This is a genomic window from Donghicola sp. XS_ASV15 (assembly GCF_041224595.1).
In the GTDB taxonomy this organism is placed as follows: domain Bacteria; phylum Pseudomonadota; class Alphaproteobacteria; order Rhodobacterales; family Rhodobacteraceae; genus Donghicola.
Genome location: NZ_JBGFGN010000067.1, coordinates 1 through 20393, shown reverse-complemented (window position 1 = coordinate 20393; position 20393 = coordinate 1). Strand labels below are relative to the sequence as shown.

At 58.4% G+C, this 20393-nt stretch carries 17 protein-coding genes, 1 tRNA gene and 1 pseudogene; all 19 read right to left on the bottom strand.

Annotated elements, in window-relative coordinates; genetic code table 11:
- A partial coding sequence (locus AB9K37_RS01585; protein WP_278423146.1) for a GTP-binding protein occupies positions 1-141 on the bottom strand: 141 nt, incomplete at its 3' end.
- A gap of 82 nt (positions 142-223) precedes the next feature.
- Entirely contained in the window at positions 224-2341 is a 2118-nt protein-coding gene (fusA, locus tag AB9K37_RS01580; RefSeq protein ID WP_369835253.1) for an elongation factor G, read from the bottom strand.
- A gap of 24 nt (positions 2342-2365) precedes the next feature.
- Positions 2366-2836, bottom strand: coding sequence for a 30S ribosomal protein S7 (gene rpsG, locus AB9K37_RS01575; protein ID WP_369835252.1), 471 nt, complete (start codon positions 2834-2836; stop codon positions 2366-2368).
- Positions 2837-2848: 12 nt separating this feature from the next.
- Positions 2849-3220 (bottom strand): 30S ribosomal protein S12, encoded by a 372-nt coding sequence (rpsL, locus tag AB9K37_RS01570; RefSeq protein ID WP_072708123.1) that lies wholly within the window; start codon positions 3218-3220, stop codon positions 2849-2851.
- A 225-nt stretch (positions 3221-3445) separates the two neighbouring features.
- The gene (locus AB9K37_RS01565) at positions 3446-4294 is read right to left on the bottom strand and encodes a glycosyltransferase (protein ID WP_369835251.1); all 849 of its coding nucleotides are present in this window, start codon (positions 4292-4294) and stop codon (positions 3446-3448) included.
- Positions 4294-5196, bottom strand: coding sequence for a DMT family transporter (locus AB9K37_RS01560; protein WP_369835250.1), 903 nt, complete (start codon positions 5194-5196; stop codon positions 4294-4296). Before AB9K37_RS01560 ends, AB9K37_RS01565 begins: the two co-directional genes overlap by 1 nt.
- 118 nt (positions 5197-5314) lie before the next feature.
- The gene (gene rpoC / locus AB9K37_RS01555; protein ID WP_369835249.1) at positions 5315-9514 is read right to left on the bottom strand and encodes a DNA-directed RNA polymerase subunit beta'; all 4200 of its coding nucleotides are present in this window, start codon (positions 9512-9514) and stop codon (positions 5315-5317) included.
- 51 nt (positions 9515-9565) lie between these two features.
- Entirely contained in the window at positions 9566-13702 is a 4137-nt protein-coding gene (rpoB, locus tag AB9K37_RS01550; protein WP_369835248.1) for a DNA-directed RNA polymerase subunit beta, read from the bottom strand.
- 241 nt (positions 13703-13943) lie between these two features.
- Positions 13944-14324, bottom strand: coding sequence for a 50S ribosomal protein L7/L12 (gene rplL, locus AB9K37_RS01545; RefSeq protein WP_369835247.1), 381 nt, complete (start codon positions 14322-14324; stop codon positions 13944-13946).
- A 76-nt stretch (positions 14325-14400) separates the two neighbouring features.
- Positions 14401-14919, bottom strand: coding sequence for a 50S ribosomal protein L10 (rplJ, locus tag AB9K37_RS01540; protein ID WP_369835246.1), 519 nt, complete (start codon positions 14917-14919; stop codon positions 14401-14403).
- A 233-nt stretch (positions 14920-15152) separates the two neighbouring features.
- Positions 15153-15851 carry a 50S ribosomal protein L1 gene (gene rplA / locus AB9K37_RS01535; protein WP_369835245.1) on the bottom strand — a complete coding sequence of 233 codons (699 nt, stop codon included), beginning with the start codon at positions 15849-15851 and terminating at the stop codon, positions 15153-15155.
- Positions 15851-16276: a 50S ribosomal protein L11 gene (rplK, locus tag AB9K37_RS01530; protein WP_072708139.1), complete on the bottom strand. Its 426-nt coding sequence runs from the start codon at positions 16274-16276 to the stop codon at positions 15851-15853. Before rplK ends, rplA begins: the two co-directional genes overlap by 1 nt.
- A gap of 101 nt (positions 16277-16377) precedes the next feature.
- On the bottom strand, positions 16378-16908 hold the full coding sequence (gene nusG, locus AB9K37_RS01525) for a transcription termination/antitermination protein NusG (protein ID WP_072708141.1): 531 nt from the start codon (positions 16906-16908) through the stop codon (positions 16378-16380).
- A gap of 199 nt (positions 16909-17107) precedes the next feature.
- Entirely contained in the window at positions 17108-17305 is a 198-nt protein-coding gene (gene secE / locus AB9K37_RS01520) for a preprotein translocase subunit SecE (protein WP_072708143.1), read from the bottom strand.
- 96 nt (positions 17306-17401) lie between these two features.
- Entirely contained in the window at positions 17402-18232 is an 831-nt protein-coding gene (locus AB9K37_RS01515) for a hypothetical protein (RefSeq protein WP_369835244.1), read from the bottom strand.
- A 31-nt stretch (positions 18233-18263) separates the two neighbouring features.
- Positions 18264-18339, bottom strand: a tRNA-Trp gene (locus AB9K37_RS01510).
- 17 nt (positions 18340-18356) lie between these two features.
- On the bottom strand, positions 18357-19034 hold the full coding sequence (locus AB9K37_RS01505) for a CatB-related O-acetyltransferase (RefSeq protein ID WP_369835243.1): 678 nt from the start codon (positions 19032-19034) through the stop codon (positions 18357-18359).
- Between the two features lie 114 nt (positions 19035-19148).
- Entirely contained in the window at positions 19149-20135 is a 987-nt protein-coding gene (locus tag AB9K37_RS01500) for a zinc transporter ZntB (RefSeq protein ID WP_369835242.1), read from the bottom strand.
- Between the two features lie 117 nt (positions 20136-20252).
- A pseudogene (gene tuf, locus AB9K37_RS01495) lies at positions 20253-20393 on the bottom strand (elongation factor Tu); the annotation flags it as partial.

Here is a 20393-nt window from a genome sequence, read left to right as displayed (position 1 = left end):
GCCGTCGATCTGGTCGTACGCTTTGAAGTCACCGAAGTACTTGGTGATCGCTGCGGTCAGAGTGGTCTTACCGTGGTCAACGTGACCAATGGTGCCGATGTTGACGTGCGGTTTGCTACGCTCAAACTTTTCCTTTGCCATGATGGCCTCCTATCAGTTTCGGAGCGGCGTCAAGAACGCCGTGAATTTCCTGTGGGAAAGGCGGGCAATGCCCGCCAGTCCGTTATGCGTATTTCTTCTGGATCTCGTCCGAGAGGTTCTGCGGAACCGGATCGTAGTGGTCGAACAGCATGGTGAACTGTGCACGGCCGGAAGACATCGAACGCAGGTTGTTGATGTAGCCGAACATGTTCGCCAGAGGAACGAACGCGTTGATCGCAACAGCGTTACCGCGAGGCTCCTGGCCAGTCACCTGACCACGACGCGAGGTCAAGTCGCCAATGATGCCGCCGGTGTAATCCTCGGGGGTGATGACTTCGACCTTCATCACGGGCTCGAGGAGTTTCGCGCCAGCTTTACGCAGACCTTCACGCATTGCTGCGCGCGACGCGATTTCGAACGCCAGAACGCTCGAGTCAACGTCGTGGTAGGCACCGTCGATCAGCTTCACTTTGAAGTCGATTACGGGGAAGCCTGCCAGCGGGCCGCTATCCATAACCGAGGTGATGCCTTTTTCAACGCCAGGGATGTATTCCTTGGGAACCGAACCACCAACGATTGCCGATTCAAAGCTGTAGCCTTCGCCTGCTTCGGTCGGAGTGATGACCATTTTAACACGTGCGAACTGACCCGAACCACCCGACTGTTTCTTGTGGGTGTAGTCGATTTCGGCTTCGTGCGAGATGGTTTCGCGATAGGCCACCTGAGGTGCACCAATGTTCGCTTCAACTTTGAATTCGCGCTTCAGACGATCGACCAGAATGTCGAGGTGAAGTTCGCCCATGCCCTTCATGATGGTCTGACCGGACTCGATGTCGGTCTCGACGCGGAACGAAGGATCTTCTGCTGCCAGACGCTGCAGGCCCATGGACATCTTTTCCTGGTCGCCTTTGGTCTTCGGCTCGATCGCGATTTCGATAACCGGATCGGGGAAGGTCATGGTTTCCAGAACAACAGGGTCTTTGGGATCGCAAAGGGTGTCACCAGTGGTGGTGTCCTTCAGGCCGCCAAGCGCGATGATGTCGCCGGCAAATGCCTCTTCGATCTCTTCGCGGTTGTTCGAGTGCATCATCATCATACGACCGACGCGCTCTTTCTTGCCTTTGGTCGAGTTCTGGATCGAGTCGCCCTTGGACAGAACACCCGAGTAGATACGAACAAAGGTCAGCGAGCCAACGAAGGGGTCGTTCATGATTTTGAACGCCAGACCCGAGAAAGCCATCTCGTCATCCGCACGACGCGCGATGTTACGAGTTTCTTCTTCGTCGCCCGGTTTAAAGCCCATGTAATCAACAACGTCCAGCGGGCTGGGGAGGTAGTCGATCACAGCGTTGAGCAGAGGCTGAACGCCTTTGTTCTTGAACGCCGAGCCACCCAGAACAGGAACGAAGTCCAGAGCCAGAGTACCCTTGCGAAGCAGTTTGCGCAGAGTTGCAACGTCGGGCTCTTCGCCTTCGAGATAGGCTTCCATCGCGTCGTCGTCTTGCTCAACGGCCGCTTCGACCATCTTGCCACGCCACTCGTCAGCCTGATCCTTCAGCTCGTCACGAATGTCGACCTGAACCCAGGATGCGCCAAGGTCTTCACCCTTCCAGAGCCACTCTTTCATGGTGACCAGATCGATCAGACCTTCCAGTTCGTTCTCTGCACCGATGGGCAGACCAACGGGAACAGCGCGCGCGCCGGTACGGTCTTCGATCATGTTCACGCAGTTAAAGAAGTCTGCGCCGATCTTGTCCATCTTGTTGACGAACACGATACGCGGAACCTTGTAGCGGTCAGCCTGACGCCACACGGTTTCGGTCTGGGGCTCAACACCGGCGTTTGCGTCAAGAACACAAACGGCACCGTCGAGAACGGCGAGCGAACGCTCCACCTCGATGGTGAAGTCAACGTGACCGGGAGTGTCGATGATGTTCAGGCGGTGCTTGGGCGAGTCAGCAGTTTCGCCATCTTCGGTGCGTTCCCAGAAAGTGGTGGTCGCCGCCGAGGTGATGGTGATGCCGCGCTCTTGCTCCTGCTCCATCCAGTCCATGGTCGCTGCGCCATCGTGCACTTCGCCGATGTTGTGCGACTTACCGGTGTAGAACAGGATACGCTCGGAACAGGTGGTCTTACCTGCATCGATGTGCGCCATGATCCCGAAGTTACGATATAGGTCGAGGGGATATTCGCGTGCCATTGGGTAGGGTGTCCTAGGCTAGAGTTACCAGCGATAGTGGCTGAAGGCTTTGTTAGCTTCTGCCATCTTGTGGGTGTCTTCGCGCTTCTTAACAGCGGTACCGCGGCTGTTAACAGCGTCCAAAAGTTCGCCAGCCAGGCGCTCTTCCATGGTGTTCTCGTTGCGAGCACGCGATGCCGAGATCAGCCAGCGGATTGCCAGCGCTTCACGGCGCTCGGGGCGCACTTCAACGGGAACCTGGTAGGTTGCACCACCAACACGACGCGAGCGAACCTCGACCGACGGTTTGATGTTGTCGAGCGCTTCGTGGAAGACTTCGACAGGTGCGCGCTTGGCTTTCGACTCAACACGATCCAGCGCGTTGTAGACGATTTTCTCGGCGGCAAATTTCTTGCCGTCGATCATCAGGTTGTTCATGAATTTGGTCAGCACGCGATCGCCAAATTTGGCGTCGGGCAGAACTTCGCGCTTCTCAGCGGCGTGACGACGAGACATTCTCTAATCCCCTTACTTCGGACGCTTCGCGCCGTACTTCGAGCGGCGCTGCTTACGGTCTTTAACGCCCTGGGTATCCAGAACACCGCGCAGGATGTGGTAACGCACACCGGGAAGGTCTTTTACACGACCGCCACGGATCAGGACCACCGAGTGTTCCTGCAGGTTGTGCTTTTCACCCGGAATGTAGCTGATCACCTCAAAGCCATTGGTAAGACGCACTTTGGCAACCTTACGCATAGCCGAGTTCGGCTTCTTCGGAGTGGTTGTATAGACGCGAGTGCAGACGCCGCGTTTTTGCGGACACGCCTGCAGGTGCATCGACTTCTGAGATCTGACTTTGGGCTGCCGCGGCTTGCGGATCAGCTGTTGGATCGTTGGCATTCCGGTTCTTTCCCCGTGTTGCAACACATGTTCATTTTCAAACGCGCCTCACGCCCTTCGCAAAACGCAAAAACCGCATGCGCCCCCCGAAACGGGGAACGACGCGGTGGGTATCCAGAGGATCGGGCGAATTACCGCCGGATCTTGACCGCTACAGTTCTGATGGAGGCCGCGGGCGCACCCCGGCCATGAGTGCGCGCTAATTAGAGGGAGTCGGACAGGTTGTCAACATCCCAGCTTTTTGCGCGCAGGACATAGCCGCCATCGGGTTTCCAAGCGGTCTAAATCGAGGCCAAACCTCTCCTCTATCTTGACGGGAATGTCAAATGGATCGATGCGGAATTTCTGCAATTTTCGATTTTCGACGGCACTGTCGTTATCATCATGCGCACCGCGGATAAACATGGGCTCGTCTACGTTCGATATTACCGGAAAGCGCTGCCATAGGCGCAAATGACGGGTATCGAGCAGACTTTTGGGATGATCGGGGCGATTTACCATCACCAGCGCAGGCGTCCACAAACGCGCGAGCACTGGCGAAATGTCCAATCCGCTGCGCTGTGCCCGCAACACAAAGCCCTTGGCAAAGTCCAAAGCCGCCCGTTTTTCAGGGCTGGCATCCGCCAGAGCCGCGACAACTGGGGCCAATTTACGGAGTCTTTCCACAAAATCACCTGCAACAGCATCGTCGTCATCTAGCCTGAATTCGGCCACCCAATCCGCTGTTTCATCACGTGCCTCCAACATGAGTCGGCGGCAGAGGTCAGAGTGATTCTGCCCCTCGGGTTCAAAGCGCAGATCGACTTGGGGGACATCTGCAACCGCCGCCTCCAATCGCGCCCGCCATTTCGGGGGCATTTGATCCCCTGCCAAAACAACGACACGGAAATCGGTATCCGTTTGACGCTTGAGGGACGGAATTACCAATTCTTCGAAGAAGTAGAAGCGCCCTTCGAGCCGGGTCTCGTCATAGAGATACGCGCGCTGCCCGTTGGCATCGGCATGATCCTTCTGAAAAGCCTCGAGGTTCGATGGGTAGGAAAACCTGCTCAGCCCTAGGATCTGTAGCCGCATTAGCGCCCTCCTCTGGCAAGGTTGCGTGGGCTATGGCTGCGACCCACGATGGCCTCGCGATATAACATGTAAATTCCGCTAGCGACAACGATCCCGCCCCCGATCAATGTCGAAGGATGGGGCCAGTCGCCAAAGACAACCCACCCGAGGATAAGCGCCCAAATCAGGCCCGTATACCGAAATGGTGCAATGAAAGAGATATCGCCTATCCGCATGACCATTACACTGAATGCGTAACCTCCGACGATGCTGGTCGTGGCGGCGAGTAAAAGGCCAATTTCGGTCAACGCCATTGGCTCCCACGTTGCGGGGAGCTGTAGCGCACCGAAGAACACCATGACCCCGGCCGCAGACGTGACAGTGACGGTTAGTGACGGCACGGCCTGACTGACGAGCCGTGTCGAAAGGTCTCTGAGAGTCACGCAGAGCACCGCCAAGAGGGCATAGACCGAGTATTGGTTAAACCCCTCGGTTCCAGGCCGGACAATCAGCAGTACCCCGATAAAGCCAATGAGAATAGTCGCGCCGCGCCGCCAGCCAAAAGGCATCCCCATAAAAAGCGCCGCCCCAAGCGTGACTGTCAGCGGCAAGGTTTGCAGAATCGCCGTCGCGTTGGCGAGGGGCATGTGAAACAGCGCCGTCAGGAAGAAGTAAGCTGCGCTTGCCTCGCCGATCGCGCGAAAACTGACCCACTTCATATCGCGGCGAGACATACGGAAATCGAGTTGACCCATGAAATGCGCCATGGCCGCCAGCGCGGCTGTCGCCAGCACTCCGCGAATAAAGAGCAACTGGAACAAGGGGGCATCGCCCGCCAGCATCTTGAGCGCAGTATCGTTCAACGTGAAGCCAACCATCGCCAGCATCATTAGGCCGGCACCGCGCATGTTTTCGGAGATCATTTCAGGCCCCTGCCCTTTTCGTACCGCAAATCAGTGCACCAAGGACTCGGCAAAGAAAAGACCCGGCAGGTGGGTATACCTGCCGGGTCCGTGATTACATTTTCGAAATCTCAGGCGATCAGTCGTCCGAACCTTCGGGTGTCGGCGCTGCCAGAGCCGCGGCCTTTTCGGCCTCGATCCGGCGGGCGTCGATCACCACGTTGTCGCGGTCGTAGGCAATCTTGCGCACGCGCGAGGTTGCGCCACCGGTACCGGCGGGGATCAAGCGACCAACGATGACGTTCTCTTTCAGGCCGACCAGTGTATCGCGCTTGCCCTGTACCGATGCTTCGGTAAGGACGCGGGTGGTCTCCTGGAACGAGGCCGCCGAGATGAAGCTGCGGGTCTGCAGCGACGCCTTGGTGATACCCAGCAGGATCGGTTCGCCCTTGGCGGGACGGCCGTTCTTGCTGATGGCCTTCTCGTTGGCTGCGTCGAACTCTGCCTTGTCCACATGCTCACCCTTGAGAAGGGTGGTGTCACCGCTGTCGAGGATTTCCCACTTCTGAAGCATCTGACGAACGACAACTTCGATGTGTTTATCGTTAATCTTCACGCCCTGCAGACGGTAAACGTCCTGAACCTCGTTGATCATGTAGTTCGCCAGAGCCTCGATGCCCATGATCGACAGAATGTCGTGAGGCGCCGGGTTGCCGTCCATGATGTATTCACCCTTCTGGATGAAGTCACCTTCCTGAACAGGAATGTGCTTACCCTTGGGCACCATGTATTCGACGGGCTCCTGACCATCGGTCGCGGGCTCGATCGTGATGCGACGCTTGTTCTTGTAGTCGCGGCCAAAGCGCACGTAACCATCGATTTCGGCGATGATCGCGTGGTCCTTGGGACGACGTGCTTCGAACAGTTCCGCAACGCGGGGCAGACCACCGGTGATGTCCTTGGTCTTGGTGCCTTCGCGCGGGATACGCGCCACAACGTCACCAGCCGAGATGTCCTGACCTTCTTCGACCGACAGAATTGCGTCCACCGACATCGGGTAGGCAACGGGGTTGCCAGCATCGTTGCGGATGGGTTCGCCGCTTTCTGCGTCGACGATCAGGATTTCCGGCTTCAGCTCGTTGCCTTTGGGGGCAGCGCGCCAGTCGGACACGATCTTCTGGGTCATACCAGTCGCATCGTCAGTAACCTCGCGGACCGACACACCGTTGGTCAGGTCGACCAGACGTGCCTTACCCGAACGCTCTGCGATGATCGGCAGAGTGAAGGGGTCCCACTCGAACAGTTTCGCGCCACGTACGACATCGGTGCCTTCAGTCACGAACAGCTTGGTACCGTAGCCCAGCTTGTAGCTGGCCAGTTCCGCGCCGTCGCTGCTTTCAACGACCAACTGCATGTTCCGGCCCATCACGATAACCTCGCCCGAGGTGTTCTTGATGGTGTTCGGGTTGCGGAAGACGATCTTACCGTCATGGCCCGCTTCCTGGAACGACTGCTGACCACCCTGCGCAACGCCGCCAATGTGGAACGTACGCATGGTCAGCTGTGTACCGGGTTCACCGATCGACTGCGCCGCGATGATACCAACAGCTTCGCCTTGGTTCACCATGGTGCCGCGTGCAAGGTCACGACCATAGCACATTGCACAAACGCCATCTTCGGCTTCACAGGTCAGCGGCGAACGGACGCGTGCGGACTGGACACCGGCTTCGCCGATACGGTCTGCCATACGTTCGTCGATCAGCGTGCCGATGGGTGCGATCACGTCTTCGGTGCCGGGCGCGCAGATGTCTTCTGCTGCGGTACGGCCCAGAATACGCTCTGCGAGCGAAGCAACAACCTCACCATCGTTTACAGCGGCTTCGACAGTCACAGCCTGATCGGTACCACAGTCATGCTCGCGCACGATGCAGTCCTGAGCCACGTCCACCAGACGACGGGTCAGATAACCCGAGTTCGCCGTCTTCAGAGCGGTATCCGACAGACCCTTACGGGCACCGTGGGTCGAGTTGAAGTACTCGAGAACGGTCAGACCTTCTTTGAAGTTCGAGATGATGGGCGTCTCGATGATGTCGCCGTTCGGCTTCGCCATCAGGCCGCGCATACCACCCAACTGCTTCATCTGCGTAACCGAGCCACGCGCACCGGAGTGAGCCATCATGTAAACCGAGTTCGGTTCCATTTCAGCGCCATTCTCGTCCGTCTTGGAGGCCGAGATGGTGTTCATCATCGCTTCGGTGACGTTGTCGTTACAACGGGTCCAGGCGTCGATCACCTTGTTGTACTTTTCGCCCTGAGTGATCAGGCCGTCCATGTACTGCTGCTCGAAGCCTTTGGCCTGCTCGCGGGTCGACTCAACGATGTTCCACTTGTTATCGGGGATCACCATGTCGTCCTTACCGAACGAGATGCCAGCCTTGAACGCCTGACGGAAGCCAAGGGTCATGATCTGGTCACAGAAGATAACCGACTCTTTCTGGCCGCAGTAACGGTAAACGGTGTCGATGACCTGCTGCACTTCTTTCTTACGCAGCAGACGGTTGACCAGCGCGAAGGGCGCCTTGGCGTTCTGGGGCAGTAGGTTACCCAGAAGCACACGGCCCGGGGTGGTTTCGAAGCGCTGGTACACTTCCAGACCATCCTCGTCGATCTGCTTGACGCGGGCAGTGACCTTGGCGTGCAGGTGCACTTCGCCGGAGTCCAGAGCGTGCTGGACTTCGTCGAGCGACGAGAACGCCATGCCTTCGCCCTTCATGCCGTCGCGCTGCAGGGTCACGTAGTAGAGACCCAAGATCATATCCTGCGAAGGAACGATGATCGGCGCGCCGTTTGCGGGCGACAGAACGTTGTTGGTCGACATCATCAGGACGCGCGCTTCCAGCTGAGCTTCGAGGCTCAGTGGAACGTGCACAGCCATCTGGTCACCGTCGAAGTCAGCGTTGAACGCCGAACAGACCAGCGGGTGCAGCTGGATCGCTTTGCCTTCGATCAGAGTGGGTTCGAACGCCTGAATGCCAAGACGGTGCAGTGTAGGCGCACGGTTCAGCATGACAGGGTGTTCGCGGATCACTTCGTCGAGGATATCCCAAACTTCGGGACGCTCTTTTTCGACCAGCTTCTTCGCCTGCTTCACGGTGCTCGACAGACCTTTGGCCTCGAGGCGCGAGTAGATGAAGGGCTTGAAGAGTTCGAGCGCCATCTTCTTGGGCAGACCACACTGGTGCAGCTTGAGCTCCGGACCGGTCACGATGACCGAACGGCCCGAGAAGTCCACGCGCTTACCCAGAAGGTTCTGACGGAAGCGGCCCTGCTTACCTTTCAGCATGTCAGACAGCGACTTCAGCGGACGCTTGTTCGCGCCGGTGATGACGCGGCCACGGCGGCCGTTGTCGAACAACGCGTCCACAGCTTCTTGCAGCATACGCTTTTCGTTACGCACGATGATATCGGGCGCACGCAGTTCGATCAGACGCTTCAGACGGTTGTTCCGGTTGATCACGCGGCGGTACAGATCGTTCAGATCCGAAGTCGCAAAGCGGCCACCATCCAACGGAACCAGCGGACGCAGTTCCGGCGGGATCACAGGGATCACGGTCATGATCATCCACTCGGGGCGGTTGCCCGACTCGAGGAACGATTCAACGACTTTCAGACGCTTGATGATCTTCTTGGGCTTCAGTTCACCAGTTGCCTCGGCCAGATCAGCGCGCAGCTGCTCTGCTTCGGATTCCAGATCGATCGCAGCCAGCATTTCGCGGATCGCTTCAGCGCCAATGTTGGCGGTGAAGGCGTCCATGCCGTACTGGTCCTGAGCATCCATGAACTCTTCTTCGGTCATCATCTGGCCGTAGGTCAGGTCAGTCAGACCGGGCTCGATGACAACGTAGTTTTCGAAGTAGAGAACGCGTTCCAGATCACGCAGGGTCATATCCAGCATCAGGCCGATGCGCGAAGGCAGCGACTTGAGGAACCAGATGTGCGCGCAAGGTGCAGCCAGCTCGATGTGGCCCATACGCTCGCGGCGTACCTTTTGCAGAGTAACTTCGACGCCGCACTTTTCACAGACGACGCCGCGGTACTTCATGCGCTTATATTTGCCGCAAAGGCATTCGTAGTCTTTGATCGGGCCAAAGATACGGGCGCAGAACAGGCCGTCACGCTCGGGCTTGAACGTACGATAGTTGATGGTCTCGGGCTTTTTGATTTCGCCGTACGACCACGACAGGATCCGCTCGGGCGATGCGAGCGAGACCTTGATCTCGTCGAATTGCTTCGCCGGAGTGAGCGGGTTGAACGGGTTGTTCGTCAGTTCCTGGTTCATGTCATATTCCTTGAATGAGGACGAAAGGGGTTAAGCAAGGGGCAGAGCCCCTTACTCGTCCTCCTCCGAGTCCAGGAGTTCCATGTTCAGGCCGAGGCCGCGGACTTCCTTCACCAGAACGTTGAAGGATTCGGGCACGCCGGCCTCGAAGTTGTCCTCGCCCTTGACGATGCTTTCGTAGACCTTGGTACGGCCTGCCACGTCGTCCGACTTGACGGTCAGCATTTCCTGCAGGGTGTATGCCGCGCCGTATGCTTCCAGCGCCCACACTTCCATCTCACCGAAACGCTGACCACCGAACTGCGCCTTACCACCCAGCGGCTGCTGAGTAACGAGGCTGTACGGACCGGTCGAACGCGCGTGGATTTTGTCGTCCACGAGGTGGTGCAGTTTCAGCATGTACTTGATGCCAACAGTGACCTTGCGGGCAAACTGTTCACCAGTACGGCCGTCAAACAGAACCGACTGACCCGAAGTGTCAAAGCCGGCACGCTTGAGTGCGTCGTTCACGTCTGCCTCTTTGGCGCCGTCGAAGACGGGTGTTGCGATCGGAACACCGCGGGTGACGTTTTGCGCACGCTCAACGAGCATGCCTTCGTCCAGACCCTCGAGGCCCTCTTCGTACACTTCGTCGCCGTAAGCGATACGGAGTGCTTCGCGAACCGGAGTCAGGTCGCCCGAACGACGGTACTCTTGCAGAGACTCATCGATCTGGACACCAAGGTTACGCGAGGCCCAACCCATGTGACACTCAAGAATCTGACCGACGTTCATACGCGAAGGCACGCCGAGCGGGTTCAGACAGAGGTCAACGGGAGTACCGTCAGCCAAGAAGGGCATGTCTTCGATCGGGATAACCTTCGAGACAACACCTTTGTTACCGTGACGACCGGCCATCTTGTCACCGGGCTGCAGCTTGCGCTTCACCGCGATGAACACTTTGACCATCTTCATGACGCCCGGGGGCAGATCGTCGCCGCGACGGACTTTCTCGACTTTGTCCTCGAAACGGGCATCCAGCGAACGCTTCTGAGCGTTGTACTGTTCATGCAGCGCCTCGACGATCTGTGCGTCGGCCTCGTCTTCCAGCGCCAGCTGCCACCACTGACCACGGCTCAGGCTGTCCAGCAGCTCCTCGGTGATTTCGCTGTTGGGGCGAACTCCTTTGGGGCCTTTGACGGCAACTTTGCCCATGATCAGCTTGTGCAGACGGGCGTAGATGTTGCGATCCAGGATTGCCAGCTCGTCGTCACGGTCGCGTGCCAGACGCTCGACTTCTTCACGCTCGATCTGGAGGGCACGTTCGTCCTTCTCCACACCGTGGCGGTTGAAGACGCGCACTTCTACAACAGTACCGTAGTCACCCGGGGGCAGACGCAGCGAAGTATCGCGAACGTCCGATGCCTTTTCACCAAAGATCGCGCGGAGCAGCTTCTCTTCGGGGGTCATCGGGCTTTCGCCCTTCGGAGTGATCTTGCCAACCAGAATGTCGCCCGGTCCAACCTCGGCGCCGATGTAAACGATGCCAGCCTCGTCGAGGTTACGCAGCGCTTCTTCACCGACGTTCGGGATGTCGCGAGTGATTTCTTCCGGCCCAAGCTTGGTGTCGCGGGCAGCGACTTCGAATTCCTCGAGGTGAACCGAGGTGTAAACGTCATCACGGACGATACGCTCGGAGATCAGGATCGAGTCTTCGTAGTTGTAGCCATTCCAAGGCATGAAGGCCACGACGACGTTCTTACCGACTGCCAGTTCGCCCATTTCAGTCGCAGGACCATCGGCAACCACTTCGCCCTTGCCAACAACGTCGCCCACTTTGACGAGCGGACGCTGGTTGATGCACGAGTTCTGGTTCGAACGCTGGAACTTGCGCAGGCGGTAGATGTCTACGCCCGGGTCGCCAACTTCCAGATCTTCGGTCGCACGGACAACGATACGCTGCGCGTCAACCTGGTCGATAACGCCTGCGCGCTTCGCCATGATCGCCGCACCCGAGTCGCGGGCCACGATTTCTTCGATACCGGTGCCAACCAGCGGTGCTTCTGCCTGCAGCAGCGGCAGCGCCTGACGCATCATGTTCGAGCCCATCAGTGCGCGGTTCGCGTCATCGTTCTCAAGGAACGGGATCAGCGATGCCGCAACAGAGACCAGCTGCTTGGGCGAAACGTCGATCAGGTCAACGTTCTCGATCGGCTGCAGGGTGTAGTCACCCGACCGACGGGTCGAGACCATTTCCTGTACGAACTTGCCTTCGCCATCCAACTCAGCGTTCGCCTGAGCCACAGTGTGACGCATCTCTTCGGTAGCCGACAGGTAGTTCACTTCGTCGGTGACCTTACCGTCAATGACCTTGCGGTAGGGGGTTTCGATGAAGCCGTACTTGTTGACGCGTGCAAAGGTTGCCAGCGAGTTGATCAGACCAATGTTCGGACCTTCCGGCGTCTCAATCGGGCACATACGGCCGTAGTGAGTTGCGTGAACGTCGCGAACCTCGAAGCCTGCGCGCTCGCGTGTCAGACCGCCCGGTCCAAGCGCCGAAAGACGACGCTTGTGCGTCACTTCGGACAGCGGGTTGGTTTGGTCCATGAACTGCGACAGCTGCGAAGAGCCGAAGAATTCACGAACAGCCGCTGCTGCGGGCTTCGCGTTGATCAGATCCTGAGGCATGACGGTGTCAATTTCGACCGACGACATACGCTCTTTGATCGCGCGCTCCATGCGGAGCAGACCCACGCGGTATTGGTTTTCCATCAGTTCGCCAACCGAACGCACACGACGGTTGCCGAGGTGGTCGATATCGTCCACTTCGCCGCGGCCGTCGCGCAGCTCGACCAGAGCCTTGATGCACGAGATGATGTCTTCCTTGCGGAGCGTGCGCTGGGTGTCCTCGGCATCGAGGTTCAGGCGCATGTTCATCTTCACGCGGCCAACAGCCGACAGGTCGTAACGCTCGGAATCGAAGAACAGGGTGTCGAACAAAGCCGACGCCGCTTCGACGGTCGGCGGCTCACCCGGACGCATGACGCGATAGATATCCATCAGCGCGGTTTCGCGGTTCAGGTTCTTGTCGTTCGCCATGGTGTTGCGGATGTAAGCACCCACGTTCACACCATCGATGTCCAGAACGGGGATCTCGGTGATGCCCGCTTCCAGCAGCTCTTTGATCGAACCACCGGTGACATCGCCGTCTTTGTCGACTTCCCAAGTCAGCTCATCACCAGATTCGACGTAGATCGCACCGGTTTCTTCGTTGATGATGTCCTTGGCGACAAACTTACCAACGATGTGATCGAACGGGATCAGAAGGTCGGTGATTTTGCCTTCGTCGATGATCTGCTTGACGGCGCGGGGCGTCATTTTCTTGCCCGCTTCGCAGATGATCTCGCCGGTGCCCGCGTCTACCAGATCGTATGCGGGGCGGGTGCCACGCACGCGCTCGGGGAAGAACTTGGTGACCCAACCACGGTTCTTCTCGAGGGTGTAGGTTACGGTGTCATAGTACGCGTCGCAGATGCCTTCCTGATCCAGACCAAGTGCATAAAGCAGGGTGGTCACGGGCAGTTTGCGGCGACGGTCGATACGGGCGAACACGATGTCCTTGGCGTCGAATTCGAAATCGAGCCACGAGCCGCGGTAGGGGATGATGCGGCAAGCAAACAGCAGTTTGCCGGACGAGTGGGTTTTACCCTTGTCGTGGTCAAAGAACACACCGGGCGAACGGTGCATCTGGCTGACGATCACGCGCTCGGTGCCGTTCACGATGAACGTGCCGTTGGGTGTCATCAGGGGCATGTCGCCCATGAACACGTCTTGTTCTTTGATGTCTTTGACCGATTTTGCACCGGTATCTTCATCGATATCAAACACGATAAGACGCAGCTTCACCTTGAGAGGTGCGCTGTAGGTCATGTCGCGCTGCTGGCATTCGTCTACGTCGTATTTCGGCTTTTCCAGCTCGTAATCGACGAATTCGAGAATCGCGGTTTCATTAAAGTCTTTGATCGGGAATACCGACTGGAAGACGCCTTTGATGCCTTCGCCGTCCAAAGGCTGCGGCTGGTCGCCGGACTTCAGGAACAGGTCGTAGGAGCTTTTCTGAACCTCAATGAGGTTCGGCATTTCCAGAACTTCGCGGATTTTGCCGTAATAACGACGCAGGCGTTTCTGGCCGAGGTAGGACTGAGCCATGGAGCGATCTCACCTTTCGTTTCTCATGCGGTTGCGCGCACCGTCGGGCCCCGGTCGCACACCCAAGAGACAGCGTGTTCTGGATCCATGCCTGGCCACCGTCCCACCGGCAGCCTCCCGATCCTTTGAACCTCGCCTTAGAAAAAGGTTTTCCGAAAACCTTTTTCTGAGACAGGTTCAGCAGGGCTGAGAAAACCTCAACCCTGCTGCAAATCCAACCCGGAATATCTCCGGGACAGGATTACTTGAGCTCGACTTCTGCGCCAGCTGCTTCCAGCTTGGCTTTGATGTCTTCTGCTTCTGCTTTGTCGACGCCTTCTTTGACGGGTTTGCCGCCAGCTTCGACCAGCTCTTTTGCTTCTTTCAGGCCCAGACCGGTGATGCCGCGAACTTCTTTGATCACGTTGATCTTCTTGTCGCCTGCCGACTTCAGGATGACGTCGAATTCGGTCTTTTCTTCAGCAGCTGCGCCGCCTGCGTCGCCTGCGGGACCAGCCATCATGACTGCGCCGCCAGCTGCGGGCTCGATGCCGTACTCGTCCTTCAGGATGGTTTTCAGTTCTTGTGCTTCCAGCAGGGTCAGACCAACGATCTCTTCTGCGAGTTTCTTCAGATCAGCCATTTTTGACTCTTTCCGTATGTATATAAGATGTGTTCCAGCGTCAGGTATACAACCCTACGCGGCTCTCTTGATTGCGTTACGCGGCTTCTGCCTTGTCTTCGATGGTCGACAGGATACCGGCAATGTTCGAAGCAGGTGCGCCAATTGCACCGGCGATGTTCGAAGCGGGGGCGCCGATACAACCAACGATCGAGGCAATAAGCTCCTCGCGCGAAGGCATTTTCGACACGGCTTCAACACCGGCACGGTCCAGAGCGTTCTCACCCATAGCACCACCAAGGATCTGGAACTTGTCGTTCCCCTTGGCGAAGTCCTCGGCGACCTTGGCTGCTGCCACGGGGTCTTCCGAGAAGGTCAGAACGGTCATGCCCGAGAGGTATTCGGCCATGCTTGCGCAAGGCTTACCCTCCAGAGCGATCTTGGCGAGCCTGTTCTTGGCAACACGTACCGACGCATCCGCCTCACGTGCTTTCGCACGCAGGTCTTGCATCTCCGCAACCGTGAGACCCTCGTAGTGTGCAACCACTACGACGCCAGAGCTTTCAAAGATCTGGCCGAGTTCCTCGACCACCTTCTCTTTTTGTGCTCTATCCACAGTTTTACTCCAAGTTTGGGGTTTCCCCCGGCTCATGTTTGCCCCGGCTTGCGCCAGAGCGTCGGGTCCGTTTCAGGGGTCCCGAAGCCAAGATCCTCTGAGGCTAGGCCCCATACGGAATTCTTAGTTCGTTCCCCATCTCAGAAAGGCGAATATTAAGCCCCGAAAGGCACCCTTCGTCTCGGACAGGACAGGGCCGCTATGGCCCCGCCATCCAGCTTGCGCTGGAATTCTTAGCTGGCTGCGACGTCCGAAACGTCGACAGATACGCCGCCGCCCATGGTCGAGCTGATCGATACCTTCTTGATGTAGGCACCTTTTGCACCGGCGGGCTTCGCCTTAGCGACAGCGTCGATGAATGCTTTGACGTTCTCGATGATCTTGGCTTCGTCGAACGACGCTTTGCCAACACCGGCGTGAATGACACCAGCTTTCTCAACTTTGAACTGAACCTGACCGCCCTTGGCGTCAGCAACAGCTTGTGCAACGTCCATGGTCACGGTGCCGACTTTGGGGTTCGGCATCAGGTTACGGGGGCCCAGAACTTTACCCAGACGGCCAACGATCGGCATCATGTCGGGGGTCGCGATGCAGCGATCGAAGTCGATGGTGCCGCCCTGAATGGTTTCCATCAGGTCCTCTGCGCCAACGATATCTGCGCCAGCTGCTTTTGCTTCGTCGGCCTTGGGGCCACGAGCGAATACAGCAACGCGAACGGTTTTGCCGGTGCCATTGGGCAGGCTGACAACGCCGCGAACCATCTGGTCAGCGTAACGGGGGTCAACGCCGAGGTTCATCGCGATTTCGATGGTTTCGTCGAATTTGGCGGTGGCGTTTGCCTTTACCAATGCGACGGCTTCTGCGACTGCGAGGTCTTCTTTGCCAGCAAAGGCTTCGCGGACGGCGCGGGTACGTTTACCAAGCTTAGCCATTACTTTACCTCGATGCCCATCGAACGGGCCGAGCCCATGATGATTTTCATTGCCTGCTCAACGGTGTTCGCGTTCAGGTCTTTCATCTTCGCTTCTGCGATTTCACGAACCTGCTTCGCAGTTACCGAACCAGCAGTTGCGCGACCGGGGGTCTTGGAACCACCCTGAAGCTTTGCGGCCTTCTTCAGGTAATAAGACGCGGGGGGCGTCTTGATTTCCATGGTGAAGGACTTGTCCTGGTAGTACTGGATCACGGTCGGGCACGGCGCGCCGGGCTCCATTTCCTGCGTCTTGGCGTTGAACGCCTTGCAGAATTCCATGATGTTGATGCCGCGCTGACCCAGTGCGGGGCCGACGGGCGGAGAGGGGTTCGCTTTGCCCGCAGGCACTTGCAGCTTGAGGCTGCCGATCAGTTTCTTAGCCATTTGGCTCTTCCTTTTTCCAACACCCTCAGGACGCGTCCGTCAGGTTGTCTGTTGTCGCGGTGTGGCTCAGGGCCGCGGCCCCTCCCCTCCCGCGGGGACACTCAGAGTTTGGTAACCTGAGTGAATTCCAGTTCGACCGGGGTCTCGCGACCAAAGATCGATACGGTGACCTTCAGACGCTGGTTGTCGTCGTCCACCTCTTCGACCATCCCGTCGAAATCCTCGAACGGGCCGTCGTTGACTTTGACCTTCTCACCAACCTCGAAGCGCAGCAGGGTGCGGGGTGCTTCTTCGGTTTCCTGAACGCGGTTCATGATCGTGTTGACTTCCGAATCACGCATGGGCAGCGGACGCCCCTGCGGACCCAAGAAACCGGTCACGCGGTTGATCGAGGACACCAGGTGGAACGTCGCGTCGGTCAGCTCCATACGCACCAGCACGTAGCCAGGCATGAAGCGGCGCTCGGTTGTCACCTTCTTGCCCCGGCGCACTTCGATCACCTCTTCGGTGGGCACCAGAACTTCTTCGACCAGGTCTTCCAAGCCCTTCTCGGCAGCCGACTGTCTGATTTGTTCGGCGATCTTTTTCTCGAAGTTCGAGAGAACGCTCACCGAATACCAACGCTTCGCCATTTGGGCCTCTGTCTCGTTTCCTCAGCGATCTGCCGAAATGGCGTCACGCAAAATTCCGTTTAATTCCCGCGACTTAACCGCAGTCAGTCCAATAAAAACGGGCGCGGGCTACGAATCGCCACACGCCACACATAGGACAGTGAAGCGCCTAATACTCCCCCGAGCGCAGAAATTCAAGGCTTAAGGGAGCGAAAGCGGTTTAGCTTACCGCAGCAAGCAGGCCCTGAAGGCCAAAGCGGATCACCAGATCCACCAGAAAGAAAAACACAGCAAAGAGCGACGCCATAATGAACACCATGACGGTGGTCAGCATGACTTCCTTGCGGGTCGGCCACACGACTTTCGCGATCTCGGCGCGGGTCTGCTGGACGAACTGGAGCGGATTGGTGTTGGCCATCGGGTCCTCACTTTACTGGCGGGTCACATACGCCCTAAGCCCACAGAGTTCAAGTCTGGTAGACGTCTGGTTCACGTATGGCTTACGTCATGACGTTCAGCGGCGCAAAAGGGTCACGTTTTCCAGATCCTTGATCCGGTTAAGGTCCGCTTCATAGGCCGCGCGGCTGGCGGCCAGCACAGATTTGGACCACGGCTGGAACTTGTCCTCTGGGCCGCGCACGGGAAATTTCGCCTTGGCCATGCGCGCGGACTTCTGCGGCTCTGGCCGGTCCGGGCCCTCTTGTTCGAGGATGGCGATCGCCGCCCCCGAGATCGAGGCATTCACACGGTTCTCCATCGGATCAATCTCGGCGCCCTCTCCGAGCATCTCTTCGATGATCCGCGGAAAGAGGTCGGCGTATTCTTCTTGGGGCCAGACGACCACGCGATTCGTCTCTGCCAACTCTGCCACCAGATCGGACCAGCGCAGTTTCTCGGGGGTCTTGGCACCGCAGAAGGCCGCGATGCCATCGCAGGCTTTGCCGTTGAACACCTCGTGGGCATAGAGCGAGGCAAGCCACGTCGCCGGATCGCGCACCGCCATGAACAGCGTCACGTCAGCATCTTCGAGCGCGTCGGTGATCGCGGCGACCTTCTTGGCCCCTTGGGGATAGAGCGGTTTGCGCGCGGTTGCCTTGAACTGTGGCCCCATCAGGTTCTCTTCGGAGATGACAAGTTCATCGCAATCGCCCGCCATATCGGGGGCCGTCTGCCCCTTGGCGATGCGATTCTTCAGGGGGATGCCGTCTTTGCGCAGGTCTTTGGGACCAAGGAAGCAAACCTCCCACTCCGCAAGCTGATCCGCAGCGGCCTCAAGAGACTTTTGCAGATGGGTCGAGGCTGTCTTGTGTGCGCCGATGTGCAGAGAAACTGGGATGGTTGTCATTTCGCGTTCCAATGTGGTGGCGAAATCGGCCTGGCAGGGGCATCAGGGTTCGAACCCGAGACCTACGGTTTTGGAGACCGTCGCTCTACCAGCTGAGCTATACCCCTTCAGGCCGTGACGCTGTCTAATTCGACGCCGAATGGTTTGCAAGACTGAATTCGCGATGAATTTCACGAAGAGCGGGAATATCCGGCCTCTCTAACGCGGGTCGGGCGGCGGTGATGGCTGCGGGTGGCCAATCCCACCACGCCAAGTCCTGTAGCGCCCGCGTGGTTTGCGCGTCAAAGCGATGGCGAACCACTTGCGCGGGGTTGCCTGTGACTATGGTAAAGTCGGGGATCGAGCCGCGCACCACGGCCCCTGCCCCGATGATCACGCCGTTCCCGATTCGCGCGCCCGGACAGATGATCGCTCCGTAGCCGATCCACACATCATGGCCGACGATAGTGCCGCGGGTGTCGGGCTGGGTCATGCCGGACTTGTCCGCGTCAAAGGTGCCGAACGGGTACGTGGTCAGCCCGTCCATCGCGTGATTGGCCGAGGCGGTGACAAAGGTCACATTCAGCGCGATCTGGCAGAAGCGGCCGATGCGCAGGGTCTCTTGGGAAAACGGAAAGAGATAGGGCGCCAGCGTCGCGGCCCAGTCCTGCGGCGCATCAAAGCGGCTGGCATAGGTGTAGTCGCCCACGATGAAGCGAGGGTTATCGATCACGTTCTTAAGGTAAACGGTGCCGTGGTGGCGGGTGCCATCGGGCAGGATCACGGGGTGGATGTCTGTGGACACGGCAAAGGGAACAGGCATGGGGCCCTCCTGAAAAGATCTGTTTTGGGAAACGGGTCAGTTCAGGTGCTTGGTCATGGTCCTCACTCCGGTTGGATACGTGCAGGCTAGCACGCTGGGGGATGGCTGGCTAGGTCAGCGGCGGCGGCCGATCCAGCGCAGCCACATCAGGCCGCCGATTTGCAGAATGACGATGCCGACACAGGCAAGGCAGAGATAGAGAAAGGCGTTTGAGTTCTGGGTGCCCGGCATGCCCGCCACGTTCACCCCGAAAAGGCCGGTGATGAACCCCAGCGGCAGAAAGACCACAGAGGCCACGGACATGACGAACATGTTTTTGTTCAGACGGTCAGACAGCTGGCCCGACAGCTCCTCGCGCAGGACCATGGTTTGATCGCGCAGCTCCTCCATATCCTCGACGATACGGGTCATCTTGATGGCCTCTTCCTCGATCTCGCGGCGGGTGTTGGCGTCGATAAAGGGGCTGCCCGAGCGAGTGATGTCGCCAAGGACGTCGCGCTGGGGGATCAGGAAGCGGAGCGCGGCGATCACCTGTAGGCGCATGTCCACGACAGAGCGACGCAGGGATTCGGTGCCTTCGAGGATGACAGCGTCCTCCAGCTTCTCCGCCTCTTGGTCGAGGGTGCGTTGGAAGTTCCCAATGCCGCCCACGAGGTATTCGATGAGTTGGAACAGAAAGGCACCGGCGGTTTCGGGGCCGCGGCCCGCGCGGATGTCGGCGTCCAGCTTCTCGATCGAGCGGACGCGCTTGCGCGAGATGGTCACAATGCGGTGGGCGTCGATGTACATGCGGACCGAGACCATGTCTTCGGGGTCCTCGCCCTCGTTCCAGTTCATGCCGCGCAGAATCACGATCATGCCATCGCCCATGCGGCTCATACGGGGGCGGGTGTCGACGTCCAGCAAAGCCTCGGCGGCTTGGGGGTCCAGATAGTCGAGGTGGCGCATGATCCAGTCCTCGGCGGCGGCGTGGGTGCCGCTGAGGTGAACCCAACCCAAGGTCTCTTCGCGCAGGGTGTGGATGAGGGTGGCCTCGTCACAGATGCCACGATCAGGGCCGTTCAGAATATGGGCAAGGAGGATCGGGCTCTGGTCGGTCATGGCAGTCCTGTGGTGCGTCGGTGGTCACGGATTAACGTTACTGGGCCGGATTTCGATCCCTGAAAAGCAAAAAGGCCGCCCGAAGGCGGCCTTTCCATAATTCGGGGCGAGCCCAAATTACTCGATGATTTTCGAGACGACGCCCGAACCAACGGTGCGGCCGCCTTCGCGGATCGCGAAGCGCAGGCCTTCTTCCATCGCGATCGGCGCGATCAGTTCTGCCGACAGCTTCAGGTTGTCGCCGGGCATAACCATCTC

Bases quoted from the DNA above. Each gene is read 5' to 3' on its own strand.
- fusA (WP_369835253.1), bottom strand. From the start codon at position 2,341: ATGGCACGCGAATATCCCCTCGACCTATATCGTAACTTCGGGATCATG.
- rpsG (WP_369835252.1), bottom strand. From the start codon at position 2,836: ATGTCTCGTCGTCACGCCGCTGAGAAGCGCGAAGTTCTGCCCGACGCC.
- rpsL (WP_072708123.1), bottom strand. From the start codon at position 3,220: ATGCCAACGATCCAACAGCTGATCCGCAAGCCGCGGCAGCCCAAAGTC.
- AB9K37_RS01565 (WP_369835251.1), bottom strand. From the start codon at position 4,294: ATGCGGCTACAGATCCTAGGGCTGAGCAGGTTTTCCTACCCATCGAAC.
- AB9K37_RS01560 (WP_369835250.1), bottom strand. From the start codon at position 5,196: ATGATCTCCGAAAACATGCGCGGTGCCGGCCTAATGATGCTGGCGATG.
- rpoC (WP_369835249.1), bottom strand. From the start codon at position 9,514: ATGAACCAGGAACTGACGAACAACCCGTTCAACCCGCTCACTCCGGCG.
- rpoB (WP_369835248.1), bottom strand. From the start codon at position 13,702: ATGGCTCAGTCCTACCTCGGCCAGAAACGCCTGCGTCGTTATTACGGC.
- rplL (WP_369835247.1), bottom strand. From the start codon at position 14,324: ATGGCTGATCTGAAGAAACTCGCAGAAGAGATCGTTGGTCTGACCCTG.
- rplA (WP_369835245.1), bottom strand. From the start codon at position 15,851: ATGGCTAAGCTTGGTAAACGTACCCGCGCCGTCCGCGAAGCCTTTGCT.
- rplK (WP_072708139.1), bottom strand. From the start codon at position 16,276: ATGGCTAAGAAACTGATCGGCAGCCTCAAGCTGCAAGTGCCTGCGGGC.
- nusG (WP_072708141.1), bottom strand. From the start codon at position 16,908: ATGGCGAAGCGTTGGTATTCGGTGAGCGTTCTCTCGAACTTCGAGAAA.
- secE (WP_072708143.1), bottom strand. From the start codon at position 17,305: ATGGCCAACACCAATCCGCTCCAGTTCGTCCAGCAGACCCGCGCCGAG.
- AB9K37_RS01515 (WP_369835244.1), bottom strand. From the start codon at position 18,232: ATGACAACCATCCCAGTTTCTCTGCACATCGGCGCACACAAGACAGCC.
- AB9K37_RS01505 (WP_369835243.1), bottom strand. From the start codon at position 19,034: ATGCCTGTTCCCTTTGCCGTGTCCACAGACATCCACCCCGTGATCCTG.
- AB9K37_RS01500 (WP_369835242.1), bottom strand. From the start codon at position 20,135: ATGACCGACCAGAGCCCGATCCTCCTTGCCCATATTCTGAACGGCCCT.